At 69.7% G+C, this 26169-nt stretch carries 27 protein-coding genes and 1 riboswitch; of the genes, 23 read left to right on the top strand and 4 right to left on the bottom strand.

Annotation, left to right across the window (positions count from 1 at the left end):
• Positions 1 to 135 precede the first annotated feature (135 nt).
• Both SACMADRAFT_RS24455 and SACMADRAFT_RS24450 read left to right on the top strand, forming a co-directional pair.
• Positions 136 to 552, top strand: coding sequence for an uL11 family ribosomal protein (locus SACMADRAFT_RS24455; protein ID WP_009156544.1), 417 nt, complete (start codon positions 136 to 138; stop codon positions 550 to 552).
• An 87-nt stretch (positions 553 to 639) separates the two neighbouring features.
• Positions 640 to 725, top strand: a riboswitch (ZMP/ZTP riboswitch).
• A gap of 19 nt (positions 726 to 744) precedes the next feature.
• A complete protein-coding gene (locus tag SACMADRAFT_RS24450; protein WP_009156543.1) occupies positions 745 to 2013 on the top strand; it encodes a serine hydroxymethyltransferase in 1269 nt (422 codons plus the stop codon).
• Positions 2014 to 2061: 48 nt separating this feature from the next.
• Here the strand turns inward: SACMADRAFT_RS24450 and SACMADRAFT_RS24445 are convergent, their stop codons facing one another.
• Positions 2062 to 2565 (bottom strand): inorganic diphosphatase, encoded by a 504-nt coding sequence (locus SACMADRAFT_RS24445; protein ID WP_009156542.1) that lies wholly within the window; start codon positions 2563 to 2565, stop codon positions 2062 to 2064.
• Positions 2566 to 2718: 153 nt separating this feature from the next.
• Here SACMADRAFT_RS24445 and dacB point away from each other — a divergent pair, with 153 nt between their 5' ends.
• The 13 genes from dacB (at position 2719) to folK (ending at position 15882) form a co-directional block, all read left to right on the top strand.
• The gene (gene dacB / locus SACMADRAFT_RS24440) at positions 2719 to 4635 is read left to right on the top strand and encodes a D-alanyl-D-alanine carboxypeptidase/D-alanyl-D-alanine endopeptidase (protein ID WP_009156541.1); all 1917 of its coding nucleotides are present in this window, start codon (positions 2719 to 2721) and stop codon (positions 4633 to 4635) included.
• Positions 4636 to 4725: 90 nt separating this feature from the next.
• The gene (locus SACMADRAFT_RS24435) at positions 4726 to 5796 is read left to right on the top strand and encodes a zinc-dependent metalloprotease (protein WP_040926788.1); all 1071 of its coding nucleotides are present in this window, start codon (positions 4726 to 4728) and stop codon (positions 5794 to 5796) included.
• Between the two features lie 4 nt (positions 5797 to 5800).
• Complete coding sequence (tilS, locus tag SACMADRAFT_RS24430) at positions 5801 to 6829, top strand: tRNA lysidine(34) synthetase TilS (protein ID WP_232285461.1); 1029 nt, start codon at positions 5801 to 5803, stop codon at positions 6827 to 6829.
• 4 nt (positions 6830 to 6833) lie between these two features.
• Positions 6834 to 7388: a hypoxanthine phosphoribosyltransferase gene (hpt, locus tag SACMADRAFT_RS24425; protein ID WP_009156538.1), complete on the top strand. Its 555-nt coding sequence runs from the start codon at positions 6834 to 6836 to the stop codon at positions 7386 to 7388.
• A gap of 153 nt (positions 7389 to 7541) precedes the next feature.
• On the top strand, positions 7542 to 7910 hold the full coding sequence (locus tag SACMADRAFT_RS24420) for a hypothetical protein (protein WP_009156537.1): 369 nt from the start codon (positions 7542 to 7544) through the stop codon (positions 7908 to 7910).
• A 20-nt stretch (positions 7911 to 7930) separates the two neighbouring features.
• Positions 7931 to 9265 carry a hypothetical protein gene (locus SACMADRAFT_RS24415; protein WP_009156536.1) on the top strand — a complete coding sequence of 445 codons (1335 nt, stop codon included), beginning with the start codon at positions 7931 to 7933 and terminating at the stop codon, positions 9263 to 9265.
• A 3-nt stretch (positions 9266 to 9268) separates the two neighbouring features.
• Complete coding sequence (locus SACMADRAFT_RS24410; protein WP_009156535.1) at positions 9269 to 10060, top strand: ESX secretion-associated protein EspG; 792 nt, start codon at positions 9269 to 9271, stop codon at positions 10058 to 10060.
• Positions 10061 to 10139: 79 nt separating this feature from the next.
• On the top strand, positions 10140 to 10916 hold the full coding sequence (locus SACMADRAFT_RS24405; RefSeq protein ID WP_009156534.1) for an ESX secretion-associated protein EspG: 777 nt from the start codon (positions 10140 to 10142) through the stop codon (positions 10914 to 10916).
• Positions 10917 to 11111: 195 nt separating this feature from the next.
• Complete coding sequence (ftsH, locus tag SACMADRAFT_RS24400) at positions 11112 to 13508, top strand: ATP-dependent zinc metalloprotease FtsH (RefSeq protein ID WP_009156533.1); 2397 nt, start codon at positions 11112 to 11114, stop codon at positions 13506 to 13508.
• A complete protein-coding gene (gene folE, locus SACMADRAFT_RS24395; protein ID WP_009156532.1) occupies positions 13505 to 14158 on the top strand; it encodes a GTP cyclohydrolase I FolE in 654 nt (217 codons plus the stop codon). The genes ftsH and folE overlap by 4 nt, the downstream gene beginning before the upstream one ends.
• A 44-nt stretch (positions 14159 to 14202) precedes the next feature.
• The gene (gene folP / locus SACMADRAFT_RS24390) at positions 14203 to 15003 is read left to right on the top strand and encodes a dihydropteroate synthase (RefSeq protein WP_040925870.1); all 801 of its coding nucleotides are present in this window, start codon (positions 14203 to 14205) and stop codon (positions 15001 to 15003) included.
• Between the two features lies 1 nt (position 15004).
• Positions 15005 to 15382 carry a dihydroneopterin aldolase gene (gene folB, locus SACMADRAFT_RS24385; RefSeq protein ID WP_009156530.1) on the top strand — a complete coding sequence of 126 codons (378 nt, stop codon included), beginning with the start codon at positions 15005 to 15007 and terminating at the stop codon, positions 15380 to 15382.
• Complete coding sequence (gene folK, locus SACMADRAFT_RS24380; RefSeq protein ID WP_009156529.1) at positions 15379 to 15882, top strand: 2-amino-4-hydroxy-6-hydroxymethyldihydropteridine diphosphokinase; 504 nt, start codon at positions 15379 to 15381, stop codon at positions 15880 to 15882. The genes folB and folK overlap by 4 nt, the downstream gene beginning before the upstream one ends.
• A 9-nt stretch (positions 15883 to 15891) precedes the next feature.
• Here folK and SACMADRAFT_RS24375 read toward each other — a convergent pair whose 3' ends face one another.
• Positions 15892 to 16845, bottom strand: a complete 954-nt coding sequence (locus tag SACMADRAFT_RS24375) for a MerR family transcriptional regulator (protein ID WP_009156528.1) — start codon at positions 16843 to 16845, stop codon at positions 15892 to 15894.
• Positions 16846 to 16917: 72 nt separating this feature from the next.
• Here SACMADRAFT_RS24375 and SACMADRAFT_RS24370 point away from each other — a divergent pair, with 72 nt between their 5' ends.
• The 7 genes from SACMADRAFT_RS24370 (at position 16918) to SACMADRAFT_RS24340 (ending at position 23536) form a co-directional block, all read left to right on the top strand.
• Positions 16918 to 17379, top strand: a complete 462-nt coding sequence (locus SACMADRAFT_RS24370; protein ID WP_009156527.1) for a DUF3180 domain-containing protein — start codon at positions 16918 to 16920, stop codon at positions 17377 to 17379.
• Between the two features lie 69 nt (positions 17380 to 17448).
• On the top strand, positions 17449 to 19023 hold the full coding sequence (locus tag SACMADRAFT_RS24365) for a DUF6779 domain-containing protein (protein ID WP_040926787.1): 1575 nt from the start codon (positions 17449 to 17451) through the stop codon (positions 19021 to 19023).
• Positions 19024 to 19152: 129 nt separating this feature from the next.
• Positions 19153 to 20247: a PrsW family intramembrane metalloprotease gene (locus SACMADRAFT_RS24360; RefSeq protein ID WP_157617491.1), complete on the top strand. Its 1095-nt coding sequence runs from the start codon at positions 19153 to 19155 to the stop codon at positions 20245 to 20247.
• 160 nt (positions 20248 to 20407) lie between these two features.
• On the top strand, positions 20408 to 21301 hold the full coding sequence (locus tag SACMADRAFT_RS24355; protein ID WP_009156524.1) for a Rossmann-like and DUF2520 domain-containing protein: 894 nt from the start codon (positions 20408 to 20410) through the stop codon (positions 21299 to 21301).
• Positions 21302 to 22216 (top strand): pantoate--beta-alanine ligase, encoded by a 915-nt coding sequence (panC, locus tag SACMADRAFT_RS24350; protein ID WP_009156523.1) that lies wholly within the window; start codon positions 21302 to 21304, stop codon positions 22214 to 22216. It abuts the gene before it with no gap.
• A gap of 13 nt (positions 22217 to 22229) precedes the next feature.
• The gene (gene panD / locus SACMADRAFT_RS24345) at positions 22230 to 22730 is read left to right on the top strand and encodes an aspartate 1-decarboxylase (protein ID WP_009156522.1); all 501 of its coding nucleotides are present in this window, start codon (positions 22230 to 22232) and stop codon (positions 22728 to 22730) included.
• Entirely contained in the window at positions 22730 to 23536 is an 807-nt protein-coding gene (locus tag SACMADRAFT_RS24340) for a type III pantothenate kinase (protein WP_009156521.1), read from the top strand. The genes panD and SACMADRAFT_RS24340 overlap by 1 nt, the downstream gene beginning before the upstream one ends.
• On the opposite strand, the gene SACMADRAFT_RS24335 is transcribed toward SACMADRAFT_RS24340, so the two are convergent.
• The gene (locus SACMADRAFT_RS24335; RefSeq protein WP_009156520.1) at positions 23508 to 24266 is read right to left on the bottom strand and encodes a class I SAM-dependent methyltransferase; all 759 of its coding nucleotides are present in this window, start codon (positions 24264 to 24266) and stop codon (positions 23508 to 23510) included. The genes SACMADRAFT_RS24340 and SACMADRAFT_RS24335 overlap by 29 nt on opposite strands.
• Before the next feature lie 664 nt (positions 24267 to 24930).
• Here SACMADRAFT_RS24335 and SACMADRAFT_RS24330 point away from each other — a divergent pair.
• Positions 24931 to 25278 (top strand): histone-like nucleoid-structuring protein Lsr2, encoded by a 348-nt coding sequence (locus tag SACMADRAFT_RS24330; RefSeq protein ID WP_009156519.1) that lies wholly within the window; start codon positions 24931 to 24933, stop codon positions 25276 to 25278.
• 52 nt (positions 25279 to 25330) lie between these two features.
• Here SACMADRAFT_RS24330 and SACMADRAFT_RS24325 read toward each other — a convergent pair whose 3' ends face one another.
• Positions 25331 to 26137 carry a helix-turn-helix domain-containing protein gene (locus SACMADRAFT_RS24325; RefSeq protein ID WP_009156518.1) on the bottom strand — a complete coding sequence of 269 codons (807 nt, stop codon included), beginning with the start codon at positions 26135 to 26137 and terminating at the stop codon, positions 25331 to 25333.
• Between the last annotated feature and the right edge of the window lie 32 nt (positions 26138 to 26169).

Here is a 26169-nt window from a genome sequence, read left to right as displayed (position 1 = left end):
AGTGGTCACCGCCATGAGAAAACATCGCACACGGGTGCCTGCATGTAAAGCATTGTCGAGCCCGCAACCACAGCCGCGGCCTCGAGCGGAGCTGAGCTTGACCCTCCAGTCGCTGGATTCCATAACGTCCGGCGAGTGAAGAAGACGATATTCCGGGCCACGTTGCAGCTTCCCGCAGGGGAAGCGCCCGTGGTCGACCTCGGCAAGATGCTGGGGCAGACGGGGGTGAACCTGGTCGAGGTCAAGCGTTGCTACGACGAGGCCACGGCCGCGCAGCGCGGCGACATCGTGCCTGTCGTGGTCACCGTATTCGAGGACCGTTCGTTCGCGCTGAGGTGTAGGACCCCGCCGACGGCGTTCCTTGTCCGCAGAGCCGTCGGGGCCTCGGGGGCGGCCCGGCCCGGCCACGAAACGGCGGGCGCCATCAGCCGCGAGCAGTTGCGGCAGATCGCGCTGCGAAAGCTGCCGGATCTCAACACGGCCGACCTCGAGGCCGCGATGCGCACCGTGGCAGGGACCGCACGCTCGATGGGGGTGAGGATCGAGGACTGATCACCTGAACTGGGCGGTACGGCGGGTCCGTGCGAGTGCTCGCGCGCACGATCGCCCCGACTGTGGCCCCGCGTCCACTAGCATCGAACACGCAGCAGCGACTGGCGCCATCGAGGTGGAGCACCACCGGGGAGCGATCGACGAGGCAGGCACCGCGCGCCTGGGTGTCACGCCGCGGCCAGGAGTTACGACATGACACACCAGCCAGCGATTCCCACTCTCACGGCGGCCGACCCCCAGATCGCCGAACTGATCGAGGCCGAAGCCACTCGCCAGCACGACAAGGTGCGCCTCATCGCCTCGGAGAACTACGTGTCGCAAGCCGTACTCGAGGCGACCGGTTCCGTACTGACGAACAAGTACTCCGAGGGTTACTCCGGCAAGCGCTACTACGAGGGCCAGCAGTTGGTCGACCCGATCGAGGACCTGGCCGTCGAGCGGGCCAAGTCGGTGTTCGGCGTCGAACACGCCAACGTGCAGCCGTACTCGGGGTCTCCCGCCAACCTCGCCGCCTACCTGGCGTTCGCCGAGCCTGGTGACACCGTGCTGGGTATGGCCCTGCCCGCGGGCGGTCACCTGACGCACGGCTGGTCGGTCTCGGCGACCGGCAAGTGGTTCAACGCGGTGCGCTACGGCGTGCGCAAGGAGGACGGCAGGCTGGACCTGGACGAGGTCCGCGACCTGGCCAGGCAGCACCGGCCGAAGCTGATCTTCGCGGGCGGCACAGCCATCCCCCGGACCATCGACTTCGCAGCGTTCGCGGAGATCGCGCGGGAGGTCGACGCCGTGCTGGTCGCCGACATCGCCCACATCGCGGGGCTGGTCGCGGGCGGTGCGCACCCGTCTCCGGTCGGGCACGCCCAGGTGATCACCACCACCACGCACAAGACGCTTCGTGGTCCCCGTGGTGCGATGATCATGTCCGACGCGGACCACGCGAAGGCGGTGGACAAGGCGGTGTTCCCCGGCCTGCAGGGCGGCCCGCACAACCACACGACGGCCGCTATCGCCGTCGCGCTCGGTGAGGCCTCGAAGCCGGACTTCCGCGAGTACGCGCACGGCATCGTGGCCAACGCCAAGGCGCTCGCCGAAGCACTGCTGGAACGCGGGTTCGATCTGGTCTCCGGTGGTACCGACAACCACCTGCTGCTCGTCGATCTGACCAGCAAGCACATCGGCGGCAAGCCCGCGGCCAAGGCGCTGGACGCGGCGGGGATCGAACTCAACTACAACACCGTGCCGTTCGACCCGCGCAAGCCGTTCGACCCTTCGGGGATTCGCATCGGCACCGCGGCCGTGACCACACGCGGGCTGAAGCCGCAACACCAGCCGAAGATCGCGGAGTGGATCGACAGGGCGATCTCGGCCGCCGCTACCGACGACGCGAAGGCGCTGCACACGATCGCCGGTGAGGTGAAGGAGTTGCTCGCCGCCTACCCGGTTCCCGGCTACCGCGACTGAGCACCGTGGCCGGTGCGGCGCCGCCCGCCGAAGGTGGCGCCGCACCGATCATGCGTCGGTGTCGTGCTCCCTGTGCGCTGCCTCGCGCTCGTAGGAACGCTTGATCTCTTCCTCGGCCTCCGCCCGGCTTGCCCAGGTGGAACCCTCGACGCTCTTCGCGGGTTCGAGGTCCTTGTAGACCTGGAAGAAGTGCTCGATCTCGAGCTTGTGGAACTCGTTGAGGTGATGGATGTCGCGCAGGTGCTCAAGGCGTGGGTCGTCGGAGGGGACGGCGAGGACCTTGTCGTCGGGGCCCTTCTCGTCGGTCATCCGGAACATACCGATCGCCCTGCAGCGAATCAGGCACCCGGGAAACGTCGGCTCCTGCACGAGCACGAGCACGTCGAGCGGGTCGCCGTCCTGGCCCAGCGTGTTGTCGATGAACCCGTAGTCCGCCGGGTACTGCGTGGCGGTGAAGAGGGTGCGGTCCAGCTTGATCCGCCCCGTCTCGTGGTCCATCTCGTACTTGTTGCGTTCCCCTTTGGGGATTTCGATCGTTACGTCGAACTCCACGCCGTCCTCGCTGCCTCGTTCGTTGGCGCCGCATCCGGGCGGCTCACACCGTCGTTCACCTGGCGTCACTAGTGTGGACCACACATTCGGCGGGTGCGGCACGGATGGTGTGCAAGTGTGACCTCTGCCCCGTCGAGCTGCGAGGAGGGGTGTGTGCCGGGTAGTGACGAGACGCCGGAGCCGACGTGGCCTTCCAGCGACCACGACACCGACCGTGACGCGACGGCGAGTGGCGACGGCGGTGTAACCGACCAGCTTCGGGTGCCGAAGGTCAGCAATGCCGACCCGCCGACCATCAGGGTGTCCAAGCCGGAGGCCGGCCGCGCTGGGCAGGCGGACCCGCCCACCCAGCAGGCTGCCCCGAGGCAACCGGCCCCGCAGTCGCCGCAGGTCAGCCAGCAGCCACCACCGCCACCACCGCGGTTTGCGGCTCAGCAGCCGCAACAGGTCGCGCCGCAGCCGCCGCAGCAGCAGCCGCCGCTGCAACAGCCACAGCAACAGCCGCCACAGCAGCCGCCACAGCAGCCGCTGCCGAGGCAGCAGCCCCAGCAGAGCCAACCGCAGCGCTACCAGCCGCAGCGGCAGCCATCACCGCCACCGCCGCCGCTGCCGCTGCCGCCGAGTGAGCCCGCCGGGACGGGGCCATCGGAGGACAACACCGCCGAGCCCGCGGTCGCCAGGCGCGGGAAGGGGCTGCGTATCGGAGCGGTGCTGGCTGTGCTGTTGCTGGTGGCTACGGGGGTCACGCTCGCACTGCCCGACGTCTCCAACCGGCTCGGCCTGCCGTGGGCGCCGAACGCGCCGAAGGCGCAGCCGCCGGAGCCCGTCGCGGTCACCCGTGAACTGCGTGGACCGTCCGAAGCGCAACCCGCTCCCACTCAGGCGGGCGTCGCCTCGGCACTGCAGGGCCCTGCCTCCGCCGGCGTGCTCGGCACCCTGACCGGCAGCGTCGTCGACCCGGACACCGGCACCGTGTTGTGGGAGCGAGAGGCCGACCGGCCGTTGACTCCCGCCTCGACCATCAAGCTGCTCACCTTCGCCGCGGCGCTGCTCGCGCTCGACCACGGAACTCAGTTCCCGACCACCGTCGTGCAGGGCGAGGAGCCGGGAACCGTCGTGCTCGTCGCGGGTGGTGACGTGACCCTGTCGTCGCTGCCGAGTGGGGAGCAGTCCGTCTACCCCGGTGCCGCCCACCTCGACGATCTGGTGACGCAGGTGAAGGAGGCCACCGGCGGCAGCGTCACCGAGGTACGGCTCGACCCGAGCATCTTCGCAGAAGACCCCGCTGCCCCAGGTTGGGCGCCGGGTGACTCGCCCTCCACCTTCATGGCCCCGGTGCAGCCCGCCATGCTCGACGGTGGCCGCAGGGAGGCCACGGACCCGAACTCGATGCGGTACGGCGACCCCGCCGCGGAACTGGTGCGGGAACTGGCGAACCGGCTCGGTGCGAAGGTCGGCGAACCGCTGAGCACACCCGCGCCGCAGGGGGCTCGCGTGCTCGGCGAGGTGCGCTCGGCGCCGCTGGCCGAGCTCGTCGACCGGGCAATGCTGACCTCGGACAACCTCGTCGCGGAGGTGCTTGCCAGGCAGGTGGCGATCGCGCAGGGCAAGGAACCGTCGTTCGAGGGCGGCGCGCAGGCCACACTGCAGGTACTGGGTCGCAACGGATTCGACGTCAGCGGGGTGGAGCTGTCCGACGCCAGCGGGCTCTCCACCAAGAACCGGGTCCCGGCCGCGCTGCTCAGTGAGGTGTTGGCCGTCGCCGCGGACCCCGGCGAGGACGACCCGCGCACGGCCAAGCTGAGACCGCTGCTCGGCGGCCTGCCCGTGGCCGGTGGCAGCGGGACGCTGTCCGACCGCTACACCGAAGGCGCGGCGACCGAGGGCAGGGGCTGGGTGCGTGCAAAGACCGGGACGTTGAGCGGTGCGAACACCCTCGCCGGGCTCGTGCTCGACCAGGACGGCCGGGTACTGGTCTTCGCGTTCATGTCCTCGGGAACCGACATCAAGGCCGCCCGGGCCGCGCTCGACGAGTTGACCGCCACACTGCGTGGCTGTGGCTGCCGCTGAAGGCAGGTAGCGTCGTAGGAGCAGGCGAAGGCGGAAGGGGCAATGCGTGAGCAAGGCAGCGCCCGGCGGGCGGAGCTCCGCGGCTACCGGATGGTGGCGAGCACGGTGAACCGGGGCACCGAGTACGCGTCCAACCGGCTCGTGGACTGGTCCGTGGCAGCCTCGACCGGGGCCTTCCTCGTGCGGGGTGGACCGACCGTATCCCCCGAAGAGGCCGAGCGAGCGGTTACCGAACTACGCGAGCTGACCGTGGTCGCCGAGGGTCACGTGCGCGAGCTCACCGGTCTCGGCCAGGGACTGCCGCTGCTGCCCGGCGAGGTGCTCGACCGTCCGGGGTGGGTGCGGGCGGCGGCGTCCGGCCTCGACGAGCTGACCAGCCGGGCGTTGCCCAGCGGGCAGGCAGGGCGGTTCACGCCGCTGGTGGCGGGCAGCGCGGGCTTGCAGACCGGTGTGGTGCTGGCGTTCCTCGGCGCCAGGGTGCTCGGCCAGTACGACCCGTTCGGCGGTGCGAACAAGAACGGCAGCCTGCTGCTCGTCGCTCCCAACGTGGTGACCGCGCAGCAGGCCATGCGGGTACCGGGCACGGACTTCCGCATGTGGGTGTGCCTGCACGAGTCCACGCACCGGCTGCAGTTCACGGCGGTGAGTTGGCTGCGCGACTACTTCGCCGACGAGGTGGGCAGGCTGGTCGGCGGTCTCGCCGAGTCCGAAAGCCTCGGCGACCTCCTCACGCGGTTGCCCGACGCGGTCCGCGAGGTGCGGCGGACCCGGCAGGACGGCTCGGTGGGGCTGGCAGAACTGCTGCAGTCGCCCTCCCAACGCGCGGTGTTCGACCGGCTGCTGGCCCTTTCCACGCTGCTGGAGGGCCACGCCGACTACGTGATGGATGCCGTCGGCCCCGAAGTGGTGCCCAGTGTGACCACGATTCGGCGCAGGTTCACCGCCCGCCGCAAGGGCGGCGGCCTGCTCGACCGGCTGCTGCGCAGCCTGCTGGGTGTTGACGCCAAGATCCGCCAGTACGCGCTGGGTGCCAGATTCACGAGGCAGGTCGTGGACGCTGTGGGCATGGCGGGTTTCAACGCGGTGTGGACCTCGCCGAACACCTTGCCGAGCAGGGCGGAGATCAACGATCCGCAGTCGTGGCTGCGCCGGGTGCACTGACGGTGTGACGGGAACGCAGGTGGTGCGGGCATCCTCGCGGCGAGACCCCGACGCGGTGCTCGCCGTGCGTCGGGCAGTGCGGCGGTTCTTGGACGAACCCGAGTGCGCACGGCGGTTGCGGCAGGGCGAGCTCTACGTGGCGGTTTCCGGCGGTGCCGACTCCCTCGCGCTCGCCGACGCGGCAGCGCACGCCGGGCGGCGCAGGAACGTGCGGGTACGTGCGATCGTCGTCGACCACGGCCTGCAGCCAGGTTCGGCCGAGGTCGCCGAGCGAGCGGCCGAGACCGCGCGAGGACTGGGGGTGGACGAGGCCAGGGTGGTGCCGGTGACCGTGTCCGGTCCCGGTGGCCAGGAAGCGGCCGCCAGGCGCGCCCGTTACGCGGCACTGCGCGCGCAGCTGCCCGAGCCCAACCGGCTGGTGTTGCTCGGTCACACCCGCGACGACCAGGCCGAGACCGTGCTGCTCGGGCTGGGCCGCGGTTCGGGGGCGAGGTCGCTCGCCGGTATGCGGCCGCTCGACCCGCCATGGGGCAGGCCGCTGCTGGAGCTGTCGAGGTCGGTCACGGCGCAGGCCTGCACGGGACTGGGCGTGCGGCCGTGGAGCGACCCCCACAACAGCGACCGCAGGTTCACGCGGGTGCGGTTGCGCGAGGAGGTGCTGCCGCTGCTGGAGGACGTGCTGTCCGGGGGCGTGGCAGCCGCGCTCGCCCGCACGGCGGCCCAGTTGCGCGAGGACACCGACGCGCTCGACGTGCTCGCCGAGGAACTGGCCGAGCGCGCGCACGACGGCTCCGCGCTCGACGTCGAGGTACTCGAACCCGCCCCGCCCGCGTTGCGCAGGAGGGTGCTGCGGGGCTGGCTGCTTGCCGAGGGTGTGCCCGAACTGACCGACGCGCACCTACGCGCGGTGGACGAGCTGATCGGCCGCTGGCGTGGCCAGGGCGGCGTCTGGCTGCCGGGCGATTTTGAAGCGCGCAGGTCACGTGCAAAGCTCATGCTGAACGCTTCCCGACCCACCACAAGAGGGGACTGAACCCGTGTACGAAGGCGACATCGCCTCCGTGCTCATCACAGAGCAGCAGATCAAGGACAAGATCGCCGAGTTGGCCGAGAAGGTCGCGGCCGACTACCCGGCGCAGGACCGGGCCTCGGATCTCGTGCTCGTGGGGGTGTTGAAGGGCGCGGTGATGTTCATGACGGACTTCGCCCGTGCGCTGCCGATACCGACTCAGCTCGAGTTCATGGCCGTGTCCTCCTACGGCTCCTCGACGTCCTCTTCCGGTGTGGTGCGCATCCTGATGGACCTCGACAGGGACATCTCGGGTAGGGACGTGCTGATCGTCGAGGACATCGTGGATTCCGGGCTGACGCTTTCCTGGCTGCTCAAGAACCTGGCCAGCAGGAACCCGGCATCACTTTCGGTGTGCTCGTTGCTGCGCAAGCGCGACGCCGTGCAGGTGGACGTGCCGGTGAAGTACGTGGGCTTCGACATCCCCAACGAGTTCGTGGTCGGCTACGGCCTCGACTACGCAGAGCGATACCGGGACCTGCCGTACATCGGCACTCTCGACCCCCGGGTTTACTCCTCGTGACCAGCACGCGGCCCACGCATCACCGGCGCCGAAAAGGGAACCCGACCTGCATGGAAGGCGTCCTACGAACGGCGCTGTTGCGTTAGTCTGGGCCAAGATCGCAGGCGCGTCGGCCAAGTTTGTGCTCGTACTGGGGATGAGGAGAGCGAAGCGATGGGGAACAGCAGCTATGCGGACGCTGCCGCGTTCCGGAACGCCGCGGCTACCGGCCAGGTGGGGATCGATCCCGATGCCGCACAGGCGGTGCTGAGCAAGATCCGAACCGGTAAGGACACCGTGGAGGACCTGCTGCGTAACGCGGACAACCTCGCGGCGCCGCCGAGGCTCGGCGCCAACCCCGTCGGGCAGGCCATCGCCGCCAAGTTCTCCGACCGCGCGTCGGGAGCGGGGGACTCCTACGCGCAGGCGCTTCGCAACCTCTACGCGCAGTACGACCACGCCGAGCAGGCGATCGTCACGGCAATGAACCGCTACCACGAGTTCGACCGGGCCAGCGCGGAGCCGTTCACCGGACAGCTGTGAGACCAGGGGGAAGCCGCATCATGGATGTCAACAGGCCGCAGTCCGACGAGAGTGGCCCTCGGGTGCCGCTCGGCGACAGCGGAGAGGTCGCCGACATCGTCGCGCAGGCACGCAATCGCACCGACGGATTCCTGTACGGCGACGACAGGGCGATCGCCGCGCGGCCGAACTGGGAGGCACACGAGAGCGAGCAGCTCTACCGGTACGCCACGGTCAACAACGACCCCGGCTCCGCGGAGGAGATCGGTCAGGGCTGGGCGACCCACAGCGGGGAACTGCACAGGGCCGCCGACGACCTCTACAACGCCATCTCCGAGCTCGGAGCGGCCTGGATCGGGCAGGGTGCGGGTGCCGCGCAGGGTGCGCTCGTGACCATCGCCAACTCCACGGGGCAGGCCGCCGAGGCGGCCAACACCATGAGCTCCAGGCTCGCCCAGCAGGCCGCAGCCGCCGCGAAACTGAAGACCATGCCGCAGCCCAAGGAATTCGACCCCGCCGCGGAGACGGCGGCGATGCTCGCGGGTGGCCCCGCGGCGATGGTCAGTGATCTGAAGCCGCGGTTCGACGCGGCGCGCGAGGTCAAGGCGCAGCAGGTTGCCTTCCTCGAGACGTACACGGCCGAACTCGCCGAGATCGACGGCGCCACCCCGAGCTTCGGCCCCGACTCGCTCGGGCTGAAGCCCACGGCGGGCGGCACGAACCTCGGCGCGGGCAACGTCGCTGCCGCCGGTTCCTACGGTGGGCCCGCAGTGTCGGCGACCGGGCTGGGCACCACACCGGTCGCGGCAGGTTTCGGCGACGGTGTCTCGGCTTCCGGGCTCGGTGCGGGCGGTCCCGGTGCGGCCGCGAACGCGCATGGACAGGGCCCCGCGCAGCCGCCTGCTGCGCAGCACGGACCTGTCGGCGGTACCGGCGCGAGCCCGGCAGCGCCCGCGCCCACCCCCGGTGCGGGTGGTGGGCCGACGGCTGGTCAGGCTCTGGGGGCGGCGGTCGCGGGCGGCGCGCTCGGGTACGCGGGTGCGAGGGCGCTTTCGAAGGGCTCCCGCAGCGGCAGCACCAAGAAGCAGTCCTCGGAAACGGCCGCGGCTGCCAACCAGCAGAGTGCTCCGGTCGCACCCGCGCAGGGCCAGGGGCAGGTGGCGCCGACCGGCCCGGTCGGTCCGGGGCAGGTTCCGCCCGCCACTGGCACTCCCATGACAGGCATGGGGGCCGCCGGTGGCGGAACCGACGACGAGAAGGACCACACCCACGCCTCCTTCCTCATCGAGCCGGACCCCGACGACACCTTCGGTGCCACGGAATCCGCCGCGCCGCCCGTGCTCGGCGCGTGGGGGCCGGACGACGAGGGGCGCTGAGGCGTGGCGGAGCGGCTCTCTCCGCTTGAGCTCGACTTCCTGGTGGAGGCGTTGCGAGCAGGGGAGTTGCCCTACCCGCTGCGGGTGCGCTCGCACGGGGAAACGGTGGAGGAGCGTGCCGGGCTGCGCGGGCAGGTGATGGCCGGACTGGCCGGGCGTGGCCTCGTCGACGACGACGGCACGCCCCGGCCGTGGCTGGAGGATGCCTTCTCGGTGCTGGTCGGCTCCGACGTCAGCCTGGACTCGATCCAACTCGTCGCGCAGAATGCCGAGCCGCGGCTGGCCGTCGCCGCCGCCCTCGGTGGCGACGGGGTGCTCGCCGTGCAGGAGGGCTACGGGCTCTACCTCGAGCGGGTACCCGCCGACGGGCTCGCAGGCGCGATCGTCGGCCAGTTGCCACCCGCGCCGAGGGGCACGGAGAAGTCGATCACTGTGCCGATCGAGCAATTGCTCGCCGGTCCGGGTGCCGACTTCATGCAGCGCAGGGCAAGCGCTGCGAAGGGTGGTGTGGGAACGGCCGATGCCGACCGCAAGGCCCTCGCCCGGCTGCATGCACAGGAGCGGCTGCGGGGCGGTCAGCTTGGTGCGAACGCCCGTGGCCGCGGTGGTGGCAGGACCCGCACGCCGGTGCTGAGTTGGTTCGACACCGAGACCGGGCGCTATTTCACCCAGGCCAGCCGCGGTCAGGACCACAGGGACTGGATCATCATCGCCCCCGCTGACGCGGCCACTCTTCGGCACCGGTTGTCCGAGATGCTCGCGAACGCGGTGAACTCGACGGCCGCGCCGCTGTAGCGGCAAACGGACAGCGGTGCTCACGTTCGCTACTGTGCGGTAGTAACGACGTCACGGTCAGGGAGCCAGCTGGAGGATCGTGCCCGCTCAGGAATTCTTCACGCCCGTGTCCTTCGACTTCCTGTGGGAAGCCGCCGGACTCGGCGACCTGCCCTACCCGTTGCGTGTCGGCTCACACGGCGAAACCGAGGTCGAACGCGCCGCACTGCGGGAGAGGGCGAACGTGGAGTTCGCGGCCCGCGAACTCCGGAACTCGCCCGTCGAGGACTGGCTCGGCCTGCTGTCCAGGCCGAGGATCAGCATCGACGCCCTGCACATCCCCGACTTCCGGGTACCACCGGTGGCCGCGCTCGCGGCGAGCGACGGCAATCAGGCCGTGCTGGCCGTTCAGAACAGCGACGGCATCTGGCTGCGCCCGATCTATCCCGACGGTCTGGTCTCCGCGGTGGTCGACCTGCTGCCCGCCTGCGGGCGGGGCAGCGAGGCTTCCGTCACACTGCCCATCGCTCAGGCACTGCGTACCAGGCCCGCGAACACCGGGGTACCGGCGGCGGCGGGCGCTTCCTCGCGCAGGGCGGCGGGGCTGGCGGAGCGAACGGCGAACGAGGGAGAGGCTTACGCGCGGCTCATCTCACAACCGAGGCTGCGGGGTGGCCAACTGGCAGCCAACAGCCGTGACGAACTCGGCGGCAGGCGTCGCAGCGGGGTGTTGGCCTGGTTCGATACCGCTTCGGGGCGCTATCTCAGCCTCTCCCGCACCGGTCCCGACGGCACGGAGTGGGTCACCGTCGCGCCCGCCGACGCGAAGGCGTTACGCGGCCGACTCGCGGAACTGGTCACCGAGGTCACCCGCTAGCCTCGCGCTGAGCTGGGAACATACCCACCCTGGGAGCCGTTGGATCTGCGTAGAGGATCGCCCGGCCGTTCGCGCAAGCCGGGCGGTACCCTGATGGGACGGTTACCACCGTGCCCGTGCAGTTGTACACCGTGACGGCGGATGTCACACCTACCGCCTAGCCAGGGAGGGTCGAGGCCGCAACGGCCGGATCTAATGGACCGCAAGCGCCTGCTCAAGAACCCACTGCTGTGGATAGTCGCGGTTCTGCTGCTCTATTTCCTGTTCAGCATGATGTTCGACAGCGACCGGGGTTACACGCACGTGCCCACGTCGCAGGCCGTCGAACAGATCCGCAGCGGCAACCTCACCGAGGCGAACCTCGAGGACAAGGAACAGCAGCTCAAGCTTCACCTGGCCAACCCGATCGAGGTCGACGGCCAGCAGGTGACGCAGGTCATCACGAAGTTCCCCGCAGGCGCTTCCGACCAGCTGTACAACTCGCTCATCAACGCCGGCGGTGACGGGCAGAACGTCCGGTTCGACACCACGGTCACCCAGGACTCCTTCATCACCCAGTTGCTGATCTACATGATCCCGCTGGGCATCCTGCTGCTGTTGCTCATGTGGATGATGAACAACGCGCAGGGCGGGGGAAACCGGGTCCTCAACTTCGGCAAGTCCAAGGCCAAGCAGCTGAACAAGGACATGCCGAAGACCACGTTCAGCGACGTGGCCGGTGCCGACGAGGCCGTCGAGGAACTGCACGAGATCAAGGACTTCCTGCAAAGCCCCGGCCGCTACCAGGCACTCGGGGCGAAGATCCCCAAGGGCGTACTCCTATACGGCCCGCCGGGTACCGGTAAGACGCTGCTCGCTCGTGCGGTGGCAGGCGAGGCCGGGGTGCCGTTCTACACCATCTCCGGTTCCGACTTCGTCGAGATGTTCGTCGGTGTCGGTGCCTCGCGGGTGCGTGACCTGTTCGAGCAGGCCAAGCAGAACGCGCCGTGCATCATCTTCGTCGACGAGATCGACGCGGTGGGCAGGCAGCGTGGTGCGGGCCTCGGCGGCGGCCACGACGAGCGGGAGCAGACGCTGAACCAGTTGCTCGTCGAGATGGACGGCTTCGACTCGCGCGGCGGCATCATCCTGATCGCCGCCACCAACCGGCCCGACATCCTCGACCCGGCGCTGCTGCGCCCCGGCCGGTTCGACCGGCAGATCCCGGTGTCCGCGCCCGACCTGCGCGGCCGCAGGGCGATCCTGGAGGTGCACTCCAAGGGCAAGCCGCTGGCGGAGGGAGCCGACCTCGACGCGCTCGCGAAGCGCACGGTGGGCATGTCGGGCGCCGACCTGGCCAACGTCATCAACGAGGCCGCTCTGCTCACCGCCAGGCAACACGGCACCGTCATCTCCGATGCGGCGCTGGAGGAGTCCGTGGACAGGGTGATCGGCGGCCCGGCGCGCAAGAGCCGGATCATCTCCGAGAAGGAGCGCAAGATCACCGCCTACCACGAGGGCGGGCACGCACTCGCCGCGTGGGCGATGCCGGACATCGAACCGGTGTACAAGCTGACGATTCTGCCCCGTGGCCGCACGGGCGGGCACGCGCTGGTCGTCCCCGAGGACGACAAGCAGTTGATGACCCGCTCGGAGATGATCGCGCGGCTGGTGTTCGCGATGGGCGGGCGCACGGCGGAAGAACTCGTCTTCCACGAGCCGACAACCGGTGCTTCCTCCGACATCGAGCAGGCCACGAAGATCGCGAAGGCGATGGTCACCGAGTACGGCATGAGCCCCAGGCTCGGCGCCGTCAAGTACGGCCAGGACCAGGGCGACCCCTTCCTCGGCCGGTCGGCGGGCAGGCAGCCGGACTACTCGCTCGAGGTCGCGCACGAGATCGACGAGGAGGTGCGCAAGCTCATCGAGACGGCGCACACCGAGGCGTGGGAGGTGCTCAACACCTACCGCGACGTGCTCGACGACCTGGTGATGGAGGTGCTGGAGAAGGAGACCCTGCAGCGCAGGGACCTCGAGCGCATCTTCGCGTCGGTGGAGAAGCGCCCCAGGATCACCGCGTTCAACGAGTTCGGCGAGCGGCTGCCCTCGGACAAGCCGCCGATCAAGACGCCGCGTGAGCTCGCGATCGAACGCGGGGAGCCATGGCCCCCCGAGTCCGAAACCGAACCCGAGCCGCAACCGGAGTCGGAGCCCGCGCCGGTCGGCGGCCCTTCCGCCGGGCAGGACCTTCCGGGCGGAGCACAGCAGGGTGTGCCTGAGCCGCCCGCGAACCCGTCGTCGTACAACCCGTACGCCCCACCCTCGGGTGACTACCCCAACGGCGCCCGCCGGACCAACGGCGGCCAGGGGCACGGCGCCCGCGGCCACGGTGGCGGTTCCGGGGGCGGCGGCGCCGACTCCAGGCCACAGCCTTACGGTGGTGGACGGCAGGGTCGAAACGTCGGCCCGCCCAACTACGGAGCCCCGCCCGGGTGGACACCCGCCACCAAGCCCGACCGCGCAGGCCAGCCGTGGCGGTACGACCCGCCCCGGCAGGAGCAGAGTGGGCACGAGCGTGGCGGCGATGAGCAGGACGGTCAGCATCGTTCGTGACCGGGAAAGGCAGTGACGTGTCAGGCAACGGTCACGGTTTTCTGGACGTCGACGCCGAGTTGCCTCGGGTGGAAGGGCGCGTGTTCGACCAGGCACGTGCCGAGCGCGCCGTACGCGAACTGTTGCTGGCGTGCGGCGAGGACCCCGACCGCGACGGCCTGCGCGAAACCCCCGCCAGGGTGGCGCGCGCCTACCGGGAGATGTTCGCCGGGCTCTACAGCGAGCCGGACCACGTGCTCGACCGCACATTCGACGAGAGCCACGAGGAGTTGGTGCTCGTCACCGACATCCCGATGTTCAGCATGTGCGAGCACCACCTGACGCCGTTTCACGGTGTGGCGCACGTCGGCTACATCCCCAACGGGCAAGGCAAGGTCACCGGGCTTTCCAAGCTGGCGCGGCTTGTCGACCTGTACGCCAAGCGCCCGCAGGTGCAGGAACGGTTGACCTCGCAGGTCGCCGACGCGCTCTACCGCAAGCTACGGCCACGTGGTGTCATCGTGGTCATCGAGGCGGAGCACCTGTGCATGGCGATGCGCGGTATCCGCAAACCCGGCGCGCGGACCACGACCTCCGCCGTGCGGGGACTGTTGCAGAGCTCGGCGTCCTCGCGTGCGGAGGCGCTGGACCTCATCAAGGGTCGGCGGTGAGCCCGCCGGAGTCCGCACTGCCATCGCCGGGCCGGTGTGTCGTGATGGGGGTGCTCAACGTCACCCCCGATTCGTTCTCCGACGGTGGCCGTTACCTCAGCAGGGAGGATGCTCTCGCGCACGCGCACGCCATGTGGCGGCGCGGTGCCGACGTCATCGACGTCGGAGGCGAATCCACCCGGCCAGGAGCGCTGCGTGTCGACGCGGAGACCGAGAGCGCGAGGGTGCTGCCGGTGATTCGCGAGCTGGCCGCCGACGGGCTGCTGCTGTCGGTGGACACCACGAGGGCGGCCGTGGCCGCCGCAGCGCTCGAAGCGGGTGCGCGGATCGTCAACGACGTCTCCGGCGGCCTCGCCGACCCGGACATGGCGCGAGTCGCCGCAGAAGCCGGGGTGCCGTTGGTGTTGATGCACTGGCGTGGCCACAGCAAGGACATGAACGCGCTCGCGCGCTACGGCGACGTCGTCAAGGAGGTCTGCGACGAGTTGCGTGCCAGGGTGGACGCCGCGCTGGCCGCCGGGGTCGCCGAAAGCGCCATCGTGCTCGATCCCGGTCTCGGCTTCGCCAAGGAGGCCGAGCACGACTGGGCGCTGCTGCACGGCCTGGACAGCGTGCTCGCTCTCGGCTTTCCCGTTCTTGTGGGCGCGTCGCGCAAGCGTTTTCTCGGCAGGCTGCTCGCCGATTCCGAGGGCCAACCACGCCCGCCCGCCGGCAGGGAGGTCGCCACGGCAGCCGTTTCCGCGCTCGCCGCGGGCGCGGGGGCGTGGGGGGTGCGTGTCCACGATGTCGGCGCCTCGCTCGACGCGGTGAAGGTCGCGGCGGCGTGGCAGCGCGGTGGTGTCTGAGATGGCCGACGTGCCGGGGCCCGCTGACCGCATCACGTTGACCGGGCTTCGCGTGTTCGGCAGGCACGGCGTGTTCGAGCACGAGAAGCGCGAAGGGCAAGAGTTCCTGGTGGACGTCACCGCGTGGCTCGATCTTCGCCCCGCCGCTGCTTCCGACGCACTGGCCGACACGGTGAACTACTCGGAACTTGCCCGACTCGCTGCCGAGATCGTCGCGGGGCAGCCGTACGACCTCATCGAGAGCGTCGCGGGCCGGATCGCCGAGGAGGTGCTGCACGACGAGCGACTGCACGCGGTGGAGGTCACCGTGCACAAGCCCTCCGCGCCGATCCCGCTGACTTTCGCCGACGTCGCCGTCACAGTGCGGCGGCAGCGGTGAGCAGGGCGGTGTTGTCGCTCGGTTCGAACCTGGGCGACCGGCTGGCGTACCTGCGGCTCGCCGTCGAAGGGCTCGCCGACCGGCTCGTCTCGGTCTCCAGCGTGTACCAGACGCGACCGTGGGGTGTGCAGGACCAGCCGGACTTCCTCAACGCGGTCTGCATCGTCGACGACCCCGAAGCCGACCACTGGGCGTGGCTGCGTGCGGGCCAGGAACTCGAGCGCAGGGCAGGCCGGGTGCGGCAGCGGCGCTGGGGACCGCGCACGCTCGACGTCGACGTGGTCACCGTGGACGGGGTTCGCAGTGACGACCCCGAATTGCTGCTGCCGCATCCCGGCACCGCCGAGCGGGCGACCGTGCTGATCCCGTGGCTGGAGATCGATCCGGCGGCGCGGGTGCCGGGACACGGCCGCGCCGCCGATCTGCTGGCCGCGCTTCCCGAGGCCGACCGGGAAGCCGTCACCCCGCGCCCGGACCTCCGGTTGTGGCCCGTGACCTGAGCCTGGTCCTCAGCCTGCCGTCGCGCGCAGCGCGGCCACGATCCACAGTGCGGCCGTGTTGCGGCTCGGGATGGCGGGCCAGCCGTTGATGATCGCGAGTAGCTGCCAGTACCGCTCGGCGCGTGGATCCGCCCCTTCGGCGATTCGGTCGGCGAGTTCCGCACGGAACCTCGGCGTGTCCGCCACACCCTCGCCCGCCGAACGCGCCGCGATGTCGTCGGCCAGTTCCCGGCCGGTCGGGGAGTCTGGCTCCAGGCCCTCGTCGAGCGCAGCCTGTGCACGGTCGCTCCACTCGCACCAGTGTTCCTGCTGAGCACGCACCGCCGTGTCGGTGCTCGCGACCTGACCGCGTTCGGCCTGCCGCTCGCTCATCTTCCGGATCACCGCGCGGAAGTCGGGGTCACGGACCAGCTCAGCGAACTCGATCCATGCCTCTAGCTGTTGCGGAGTCGGATCGTCGGGCAGTTCCGGTTTGGCCGACCGCATCCGGTCGTAGAACTCCGAGTCGACGTCGAGTCCCTCGCTCACCTCGTCCCAGAACTCGTCGACGAGTCGCCTGCGCTGCTCATCGGACATCGAAGCCAGCTTGTTCATCAGTTTCACCTCGTTCAGCTCGCCACCTCGTTTGACGACCGCACGAAGCACCGCCCTGCGCAGCCGCAACACGCGCAGTTGGTCTTCGAGCACCTCCAGGTGCTCGGCCGCCACGGTGCTGACGTCGCGGGTGCGAGCAAGCACGCGTCGCACGTCGGCGAGACCGACTCCCAACTCGCGCAGCGTGCGCACCAGCTCCAACCTCGCCAGTGAGGTGGTGTCGTACAGCCGGTAACCGGCGTTCGTGCGGTCGGTGGGGGGCAGTAGGCCCTCGTCGGAGTAGTAGCGGATGGTCTTGACCGGCAATCCGGTCCTGCGTGACAGTTCTCCGATCGTGAACACCGCTGCCTCTCCCCTCACCGACTCCATGCTCGACTCTCCAGTCGGTGGAGAGTCAACGTCGCACCCCGCCGTGGTCGCGACCTCGCCTACGGTGTAGCCATGCACTTCACGCGGCCACGCGAGTTGGTCTTCGCCACCTTGCTCGGCTTCGGACTGGCGTTGCTGCTCTTTCAGGCCGCGTACGACACGCTGCCGAGTCTGCCTCCGCCCGCGGGCACCACTTTGCTCGTGCTCGCCGTCGCCGAGACCGTGCTGGCCTTCGTGATCAGGAGCCGTATCCGTTCTCGCAGGGTGGTGACCGGCGTGTGGATCGCGCGCGCGGTCGCGCTCGCGAAGGCGTCGTCGTTGCTGGGTGCGTTGATGGTCGGAGTCTGGCTGGGCGCGCTGGCGTTCCTGCTGCCCCGCGCGGAGCGCCTCACGGCCGCCTCGCAAGATCTTCCAGCAGCGATCATCGGGGTGGCGAGTGCTGCCGCGTTGATCGCCGCGGCGCTGTGGCTGGAGTACTGTTGCCGTGCGCCGGAGCCGCGTGATCGGGACCACGATCAGGACAAAACCGGTTAGCGACTGGAATCCACCGTTCGAAGTACCGATAAGGTCTCGGCTGGATAACCAGAAGGTACGGTGTTGGGCATGAGTGGCGTGGGTGAGGACTCGCGCGGCCGCGCGTGGAGTCGGCCGCTGTTCGCTGCCGGCATGCTCCTCGCCATCGCAGCCACGGTAGCCATGGTGTTCACCGAGGATCTGCGCTGGCTGCGCCTCGGGATCATCGCCGCGCTGTGGGCCGCGCTCATCGGTGGGTTCGTGGCGGCGAGGTACCGCAAGCAGGCGGCGACCACCGAGCAGGCGGCGGCGAAGGCGCAGGAGATCTACGAGCTGGAACTGGAACGCGAGATCGCCGCTCGCCGAGAGTTCGAACTGGATGTCGAGGCACAGACCCGGGAACGGGTCGAGGACGAGACGCAGGAGGAGTTGCAGGCCCTGCGCTCGGAAGTCACCGCGCTGCGCGAGAGCCTGCAGGCGCTGTTCGGCGGCGAGGTGCTGTGGGAACGGGTGGCCCTCACCGCGCAGTCAACCCGGATGCGGTCGCTGGCGGAGGAGCCGAGGGTGGTCACCGCGGGCGACTCCAACGGCGGCAGACCCGCGCAGATCACGGCAGGCAAGAAGCTGGCCGAACTCGCGGAGCGACCCACCGAACTGATCGCCGCCGTCCGCGACTTCGAAGCACAGTCGTCGCAGCAGGATGACCATTCCACCTTCGACCATGCCGAGGCCGAGCCGGAGCAGCCGAGGACCAGGTTCGTGCCGCGCCCGTCGCGGCCGGTCGAGCAGAGCAGGCCGTCGCAGCGACCGGTGGAACCCGCCACGCGCAGGGTGCAGCCCGTCGACCGCAGTGGGCTGCCGGGTGCGCGGGAAGCGGCGGCCAGGGCGAGGTCGGAGATGTCGAGACCCGTGCAGCAGCCGGTGAACCGGCAGACGACGAAAGCGCAGCGGTCTCAGCCGCAACCGTCCTCGGCCGAGTCGCGTGGCGCGCAAGGCACGGCTCCGAAAGCGGCTCAGCAGCCTGCCCCGCCCACACGACCGGCCCAGCACGCCCCGGCACGGGGCGCGTCGGCAGCCGAACCCGTGCGGGACCGCCAGGAGGCGCCTGCTCCCCCGGCCGCACGGTCGCAGCGCCCGAGACAACGCAGGCCCGATCCCGAACAGCCCACCGAGTTCACCGGTGGGCTCGACCTGGATTCCGTGCCGACGAGAACGGCGCGGCCGCCGGTGGACGCCGAACGTGCCGCCAGGACCGCCAGACGTGACCCGGTGGCCGAGCCGCAGACCCGCGTCACCGAACCGACCCCGCCTGAGCCGAATCCGACGTTGCCGCCAGAAATTCGGGACGTGCGAAGCAGGCCGGGTGGTCGCAGGCGCAGGGCCGAGCCCGACGACGTCGAGGTCGCCGGCGTGTCCGGCGGCAGGCGATACCGGTCCGACGACGAGCCGCCCCCGTGGGAGGCCTTCGGCGAAACCTCCGGCTCCCGGCACGGCTCCGCGGAATCCCGTGGTGGTCAGGGCGGCCGTGGTACCGCCGGGAACTACGCGGCGGAGGCGGAGGAGCCGTCCGGGTCGCACGCCGAAGGCCGCTCGGTGAGCGAGTTGCTGGCCGCGCACGGGGCGAACGTGTCGAGGCCACGCCGCAGGCGCCGGGCCGACGACTGAGCCTGCGAATCGGCTCACGGGTTCGGTGCGAGCCGCCGAGGTGGCCCCCGTTAGGGTGCCCGCGTGAGGGGAGATACCGCCGGGCGACCGCGGCACCAACTGCGCAGGCACCCGCCGCGCCGGTTGGGCGTGCTGTTGCCGATCGCGGGCCTCGTGGCCGTGGCGTTGTGTGGCCTGCTGGTGCTCACGCTGGCCACCGTCAGGGTGGGCGTGGTGGCGGTGGCCATCGGTGTGGTGGCCTCGATCGTTCCCGTCGCCGTGGTGGTGGCGGCCTTCCTGTGGATCGACAGGTGGGAGCCGGAGCCTGCCAGGTTGTTGCTGCTCACCTTCGCCTGGGGCGCGTTCGTGGCGACACTCACCGCGCTGTTGATCAACGACACCGCCGAGGCGGTGGGCGACCTGTTGCTGGGTACGGGCAGTGGCGGCAAGGTGAGCGCGCTCGTTTCCGCGCCTCTGGTCGAGGAGGCGGTCAAGGCGGTGCCGGTGTTCGCGATCCTGCTTCGCCGTTCGCAGGAGTTCGACGGGCTGGTGGACGGCATCGTGTACGCCGGTATCAGCGCTGCCGGGTTCGCCTTCACCGAGAACATCTACTACTTCGGTCGCGCGTTCGCCGAGTACGGCTTCGGCGACGGGGCGAGCGCGGGGGTGCTCGCGGCGTTCCTGCTGCGTGGCGTGCTCTCGCCGTTCGCGCACCCGCTGTTCACGGTGCTGACTGGCATCGGGGTCGGTCTCGTCGTCAGGCAGCGCCGTCGCGCGCTGAAGGTGCTGGTGCCGCTGGGGGCCTACCTGTGCGCGGTGTTCCTGCACGCGCTGTGGAACGCGGCCGCCACACTCGGTGGCGCTGCGACGTTCCTCGACGTCTATTTTCTGATCATGGTGCCGATCTTCATCGCGGTGCTGCTGCTGGTGCTGTGGCAGCGCCGCCGCGAGCAGCGCATCATCGCCGCCGCCCTGCCGGTGCTGGCGGCCAACGGCTGGATCGCGCGCTCAGAAGTGCCGTTGCTCGCCAGCCTGCGCGGCAGAAGGCGGTGGCGCAGGCAGGCCCGCAAGGAGTCGGGAAGGCACGCCGCAAAGGCTGTGGCCTGCTACCAGGCGAGTGTCACCGAGCTGGCGTTCCAGCGCAGGTGGTCGGCCGGGGACGGCGGCACGAGCAGCCGCCACGACGACCTCGTCGACGTCGTCAGGCAGGCCAGGGCCGAAGCGGTGCGGCTGGCGGCTCGGTGATGACCGATCCGGGTGAAGTCCGGGTGAAGCTTGTCACCTACGCGTCGTCGCGGACAGTTCGCGGGCTAGTCTCGCGCGCGTCGTCTGGTACCCGCGTCCGCAGAGCGGGACTGGAACGAGCTTGGGAGTCGTTGAGCATGAGCCTCCAGTGGGGCACGCGATGACACGCCCCGCCAGACTCGCGGTGGGTGTCGTCTCGGCAGGCAGGGTCGGCAGCGTGCTGGGTGCGGCGCTGGCCCGCGCCGGACACACGGTGATCGCGGCCTCCGGCGTCTCCGACGCATCGGTGCGGCGTGCCGAACGGCTGCTGCCCGGAGTGCCGCTGCTGGCACCGGACGAGGTGGCAAGGCAGGCCGACCTCGTGCTGCTCGCCCTTCCCGACGACGCGCTCGGCCCGATGGTGAGCGGTCTCGCGGCGACCGGGGCGTTTCGCGCCGGGCAGATCGTCGTGCACACCTCCGGCGCACACGGCGTGGGTGTGCTGGCGCCCGCGGCCGAGGCGGGTGCGCTCCCGCTGGCTCTGCATCCCGTGATGACGTTCACCGGTCGTCCCGAGGACCTGGAGCGGATGGCGGCCTGCAGCGTCGGAGTCACGGCGACGGAGGCTGACGAGGCCGCCTGGAACGTCGGTGAGGCGCTGACCGTGGAGATGGGTGCGGAACCCGTGCGCATACCCGAGCAGACGCGCCCGCTGTACCACGCGGCACTGGCGCACGGCGCCAACCATCTCGTCACACTGATCGCGGACTGCGTGCAACTGCTGCGGTCGGGGGGCGTGCGGACCCCGGAGCGGCTGCTCGCGCCACTGCTGTCGGCCGCGCTGGACAACGTGCTGCGGCAGGGCGACCGCGCACTCACCGGTCCGGTGGCCCGCGGCGACGCGGGCACGGTGGCCACCCACCTCGACGTACTGGCTCGCCGCGCGCCGGACCTGCTGCCCGCCTACACGGTCCTGGCCCGCAGGACGGTGGTGCGGGCACGCGAGGCGGGCCTGCTCGGCGGTGCCGAGGCAACCGAGATCAGCAACCTGCTCGACGACGGACGTGATGCTTGAGTGAGTGCACCCAGGTTCAGCCGGGGCGAGTTGAACACCTACCGCAAGCCCGGCGAGGTCAGCCAGGTCACCGCTGCGCTGCGCGCGGTGGGCCGCAACGTGGCGCTCGTGCCCACGATGGGCGCGTTGCACGCCGGTCACCGCGAGTTGCTTCGCCGCGCGAAGCGGCTGCCGAACACCGTGATGGCCGCATCGATCTTCGTCAACCCGTTGCAGTTCGGTGCGGGCGAGGACTTCGAGGCGTACCCGCGGCCGCTGGAGCGTGACCTCGAGGTACTGGCCGAGGCGGGGGTGGAGATCGCGTTCACCCCGACCGAAGCCGACCTCTACGAGCCCGACGCGGCGGTGACCGTGCAGCCCGGCGAACTCGGCACCGAACTGGAGGGACAACACCGGCCCGGGCACTTCGCCGGGGTGCTGACCGTGGTGGCGAAGCTGTTCAACATCGTCCGCCCGCACTATGCCTTCTTCGGGGAGAAGGACTACCAGCAACTGGTGCTCATCCGGCGGATGGTGCGCGACCTGAACATGGACACCAGGGTGCTCGGGGTGCCAACGGTGCGGGAGTCGGACGGCCTGGCGCTGTCGTCACGCAACGTCTACCTGAGCCCGTCCGAGCGGGAGCAGGCGGTTGCTCTTTCCGCCGCGCTCACCGCGGGTGCGCATGCCGGGCCTCGCGGGGCCGAAGCGGTGCTGCGGGAGGCACGGCGCACGCTCGCCGCGCGCCCCGAGGTGGCTGTCGACTACCTGGAGTTGCGCGGTACCGAACTCGGTCCCGCGCCCGTCGACGGCGAGGCGCGGCTACTGGTGGCCGCGAGGGTGGGGAATACCCGCCTGATCGACAACGTCGGTGTTTCGTTGGGTTCGGCTGCCGAGCAGCCGCGTGAGCGGGCCGACGAGGACGCAGGGGTGTAGAGGAGAGTCCACGATGTACCGCACGATGTTGAAGTCCAAGATCCACCGGGCGACGGTGACGCAGGCGGACCTGCACTACGTCGGTTCCGTCACGGTCGACGAACGTCTCATGGAGGCCGCGGACCTGCTGCCTGGCGAGCAGGTCACCATCGTCGACGTCACCAACGGCGCGCGGCTGGAGACCTACGTGATCACGGGCGAACGGGACAGCGGCGTCATCGGGATCAACGGTGCGGCGGCGCACCTGGTGCATCCCGGCGACATCGTCATCCTGATCGCATACGGGCACATGGACTCCGCCGAGGCCGCTTCGTTCCGCCCGCGAGTAGTGTTCGTCGACGCCGACAACCGCATCGTCGAGGCCGGTGAGGACCCCGCGGACGTGCCCGCCGGTTCGGGCCTGGTGAGCGGTGCGTTGCCGGTCGGTCAGCAGCACGTCGAGTCGCGGGCGTTCCCGGTCGCGGAGACGGTCGATGCCGCGCGACTCGATGCGTTGCTGCACGCGGAGGGCTAGTGCTGCTCACCGTCGATGTCGGCAACACCAACATCGTGCTCGGGCTTTACTCCGGGCGCGGCGACAGCGCCGAGTTGGTGCGCGACTGGCGGATGCGCACCGACGCGCGAATGACCGCCGACGAGCTTTCGCTGACGATGCGTGGGCTGCTCGGCCGCTATGCCGACAAGGTCACCGGGATCAGTGCGCTGTCCACGGTGCCCGCCGTGCTGCGCGAGTTGCGGACGATGCTGTCCCGGTACTACCCGAACGTGCCGAAGGTCGTGGTGGAACCGGGGGTGCGGACCGGAGTCCCGCTGCTGGTGGACAACCCCAAGGAGGTGGGGGGTGACCGGCTTGTCAACACCCTTGCCGCTCACCACTTGCACAACACTGCCTGCGTAGTGGTGGACTTCGGCACCTCCACCAATGTCGATGCCATCTCGGCGAAGGGGGAATTCCTCGGCGGCGCCTTCGCTCCCGGGATCGACATTTCCGTGGACGCGTTGGCCTCCCGCGCCGCCGCGCTGCGCAAGGTCGAGTTGGTGGCGCCCAGGTCGGTGATCGGCAAGAACACGGTCGAGTGCCTGCAGTCGGGAATTCTGTACGGCTTCGCGGGACAGGTCGACGGCCTGGTGCGGCGGATCATCAAGGAACTGGTGTCCGGTCCTGGCGAACGGGTAGAGGTGATCGCGACGGGCGGGCTCGCCCCGCTCGTGCTCAACGAGTCGGAGACGATCACCGAGCACGTGCCGGAACTGACGCTGCTCGGCCTGCGGCTGGCCTACGAACGCAACATCACCGGCGGACGGCCCGCAGCGCGGTAGTCACTATCGGCCTGTCGAACTCGCCCCGCGCGGTTTGTGGTCGCGACGCCAGGATCTGCCTTGCCCGCCGCAGCAGCGCGGCACGTTCGCGTTCGGAGGAAATCAGTACGTGTGAGTGAGTCGCGAGCGTTTCCACCATGCTGTGCGCGGTGCGACGTTGTACGTGCGGGAATCGGTCGCGCTGGAACGGGAAGAACGCCTCGTGCGAGGGCAGCCGGTGCGGGTAGGCCCTACCGCCGCCGGATTTCATGAGGGCGGCGAACTCCGCCACCCACGGGTAGGCCTCGTCGTCGTCGTTCCACAGCAGGAGCACGACGCCTCCTGGGCGAAGGACCCGCGCGATGTCGTCCAGCGCGGCCTCGCCGTCGAACCAGTGGAATGCCTGCCCGATGCCGACCGCGTCCATCGATCGGTTTCGTAGCGGGATTTTCTCCGCCGTTCCTTTCAACGCGGCGACATCGGGCAGCGACTCGCGCAACTGCGCGAGCATGTCGAGGTCGGGTTCGACGGCGGTGACCGAGCCGAAGGCCCGCAGCATCGCGGCGAGTTTCCCGGTTCCGGCCGCGAGATCGAGCAGCCGTTTCACCATCCCTGCCGGTTCCAGCCCCCACTCCACCGCTTCGGTCGGGTAATCGGGCCGGTGTTCGGCGTATGCGCGTGCCCGCGCGCCGAACGATGCCGCACGTAGCGCGCGGACGTGTTCGGTGGAATCACGCGGCACATAGTTCATGCGGTGATTCTGCGGGGTGGGGCCGGGCAGGCCAACCGGTTCTCGCCCGTCCGTGCGGCAGCGGCACCTTACCGTGGCCACTCGTCCGCGGTGAAAGCACAGGAATGCATGATGCACAGCTGTGTCCGGCCTTGCTTCACCGGCTTCGGGTTAGCGCACCCGTCGCCGGGCGTGGCCCTGTGTGCGATAAGCGGCCGTGTTCGCGAATCATCGCATTCGCCCGAGTTCACCGCCCGGCGATTATTGTCGGCCTGTCGACGCCCGCTCACCAAAGACACCGGGGTGGCCGGGCAAGGATCGTCGAACAGACCCGGTGCGATACATTCGTACCGTGCGAACCCCGCCGCCCGTAGCGGTCGAACCCGGTGCCCTACCGGGCCGTTGCGGCTCGATGATGATTCCTTCGTGCCGGGTCGGGTATTGCCGCCAAGCGGAGGTACCCGAATAGGAGTCAACCGGTTACCGATGGCACTCGGCGGTTCCGGTATCCGGGAAACGATCCGGTTTCGCCTGGTACGAACGCAAATGCGGCCACGGCGTGCCGCAATCAACAGAAGGTGATTTGCGTTTATGCGCCGAAGCGGGTATTAAGGTTCCCAGTCGGATCTTTTCGTCTGGGCGTGGGCACCACGTGATCTAATGTTGGCTTAACAGGAGGAATCAGATGGCGCAGAAGGTCCTCGTCTCCCTCGTGGATGATCTGGACGGTTCGGAGGCCGAGGAGACGGTGGAGTTCGGGCTGGACGGCGTCAGCTACGAGATCGACCTGTCAGCGGAAAATGCCGAAGAATTGCGTGACGCTCTCGCCCAGTATGTCGAGCACGCCCGCAGGGCCGGCGGCCGCAAGCGCGCGGGCACCCGGTCGGCTGTGAAGGCGCCCGGTCGCTCGGCCGCGGTCGACCGTGAGCAGAACCAGGCGATTCGCGCGTGGGCACGCAAGAACGGTTACGAGGTTTCCGACCGGGGCCGTATCCCGTCGGAAGTGGTCGAGGCTTACCACAAGCGGAACTGAGCGGACGCGCTCGGTGGCCTCCCGGTTCGGGTTCCGGGAGGCCACCTTCGTCTCAAATTCCGGCGCGTTGCGACGCCATGCGGCGATAGGTGGTCGGGGGGACGCCGACGGCCGCTGTGAAGTCCCGTGTGAAATGGGCTTGATCGCTGTAGCCCAGTTCGGCTGCGAGCGCCGCCCAGTCCGGCCGTGATTCGCCGCTGACCCGTTTGGCGGCCTCGTTGAGCCGGTAAACCCGGATAGCCCACTTCGGGCCGACTCCGATGTGTTCGACGAACAGTCGTTGCAAGGTGCGAGTCGACATTCCGGTCGCCGCAGCGAGTTGGCGCACGCTGGTGATCGTCGGGTCCGCGGCGACGCGTTCCACCGCGGCGGCTACTCGTTGTTCGGCGGCGGCAGGCATTGGGGCTTGCGCCCGCAGAAACCGGTCGGCCAAGGCGACCATTTCCCGCGTGGAGTCCGCGTTGAGGATGCCCTCCTGCGCCTCGTCGGCACCCTTGCCGAACACCTCGCCCAACGACCTCCGTTCGCCGCCGAGTTGATTCACGGATCTGCCGAGCATCGAGCCGCAACAACCGGGCCGCAGCCGAACACCCAGAACCTGGTCCCTGTCGTGGAGAACGTAGGAAAAGACCTCGCGACCAGGCGGCCAGACTCCGGGGGCGTCGCGACTGAACACCACGTGCACGCTCAAGTTCGGCAACACTCGCTGCTCGTACGGCGCACGGCCGCGCAGATCCCAGCGGACGATCCAGTAGTACTGCACGAACGGGCGCAGCCGCGGCGCGGGTTCGTGTCGGCTGAGCCGAAACAGCCCGGGCGAAGCGTGCTCACCGAGGATGCCCTGCGGTATCCGTTCCACGAGCGAAGCCTAATGAGTGGCGCTGACGCTTT

It is taken from the genome of Saccharomonospora marina XMU15, assembly GCF_000244955.1.
In the GTDB taxonomy this organism is placed as follows: domain Bacteria; phylum Actinomycetota; class Actinomycetes; order Mycobacteriales; family Pseudonocardiaceae; genus Saccharomonospora_A; species Saccharomonospora_A marina.
This window is presented reverse-complemented; position numbering and strand designations above follow the sequence as displayed.

Bases quoted from the DNA above. Each gene is read 5' to 3' on its own strand.
- SACMADRAFT_RS24450 (WP_009156543.1), top strand. From the start codon at position 745: ATGACACACCAGCCAGCGATTCCCACTCTCACGGCGGCCGACCCCCAG.
- SACMADRAFT_RS24435 (WP_040926788.1), top strand. From the start codon at position 4,726: ATGGTGGCGAGCACGGTGAACCGGGGCACCGAGTACGCGTCCAACCGG.
- SACMADRAFT_RS24420 (WP_009156537.1), top strand. From the start codon at position 7,542: ATGGGGAACAGCAGCTATGCGGACGCTGCCGCGTTCCGGAACGCCGCG.
- SACMADRAFT_RS24415 (WP_009156536.1), top strand. From the start codon at position 7,931: ATGGATGTCAACAGGCCGCAGTCCGACGAGAGTGGCCCTCGGGTGCCG.
- ftsH (WP_009156533.1), top strand. From the start codon at position 11,112: ATGGACCGCAAGCGCCTGCTCAAGAACCCACTGCTGTGGATAGTCGCG.
- folP (WP_040925870.1), top strand. From the start codon at position 14,203: ATGGGGGTGCTCAACGTCACCCCCGATTCGTTCTCCGACGGTGGCCGT.
- folB (WP_009156530.1), top strand. From the start codon at position 15,005: ATGGCCGACGTGCCGGGGCCCGCTGACCGCATCACGTTGACCGGGCTT.
- SACMADRAFT_RS24375 (WP_009156528.1), bottom strand. From the start codon at position 16,845: ATGGAGTCGGTGAGGGGAGAGGCAGCGGTGTTCACGATCGGAGAACTG.
- SACMADRAFT_RS24370 (WP_009156527.1), top strand. From the start codon at position 16,918: ATGCACTTCACGCGGCCACGCGAGTTGGTCTTCGCCACCTTGCTCGGC.
- SACMADRAFT_RS24365 (WP_040926787.1), top strand. From the start codon at position 17,449: ATGAGTGGCGTGGGTGAGGACTCGCGCGGCCGCGCGTGGAGTCGGCCG.
- SACMADRAFT_RS24355 (WP_009156524.1), top strand. From the start codon at position 20,408: ATGACACGCCCCGCCAGACTCGCGGTGGGTGTCGTCTCGGCAGGCAGG.
- panD (WP_009156522.1), top strand. From the start codon at position 22,230: ATGTACCGCACGATGTTGAAGTCCAAGATCCACCGGGCGACGGTGACG.
- SACMADRAFT_RS24335 (WP_009156520.1), bottom strand. From the start codon at position 24,266: ATGAACTATGTGCCGCGTGATTCCACCGAACACGTCCGCGCGCTACGT.
- SACMADRAFT_RS24330 (WP_009156519.1), top strand. From the start codon at position 24,931: ATGGCGCAGAAGGTCCTCGTCTCCCTCGTGGATGATCTGGACGGTTCG.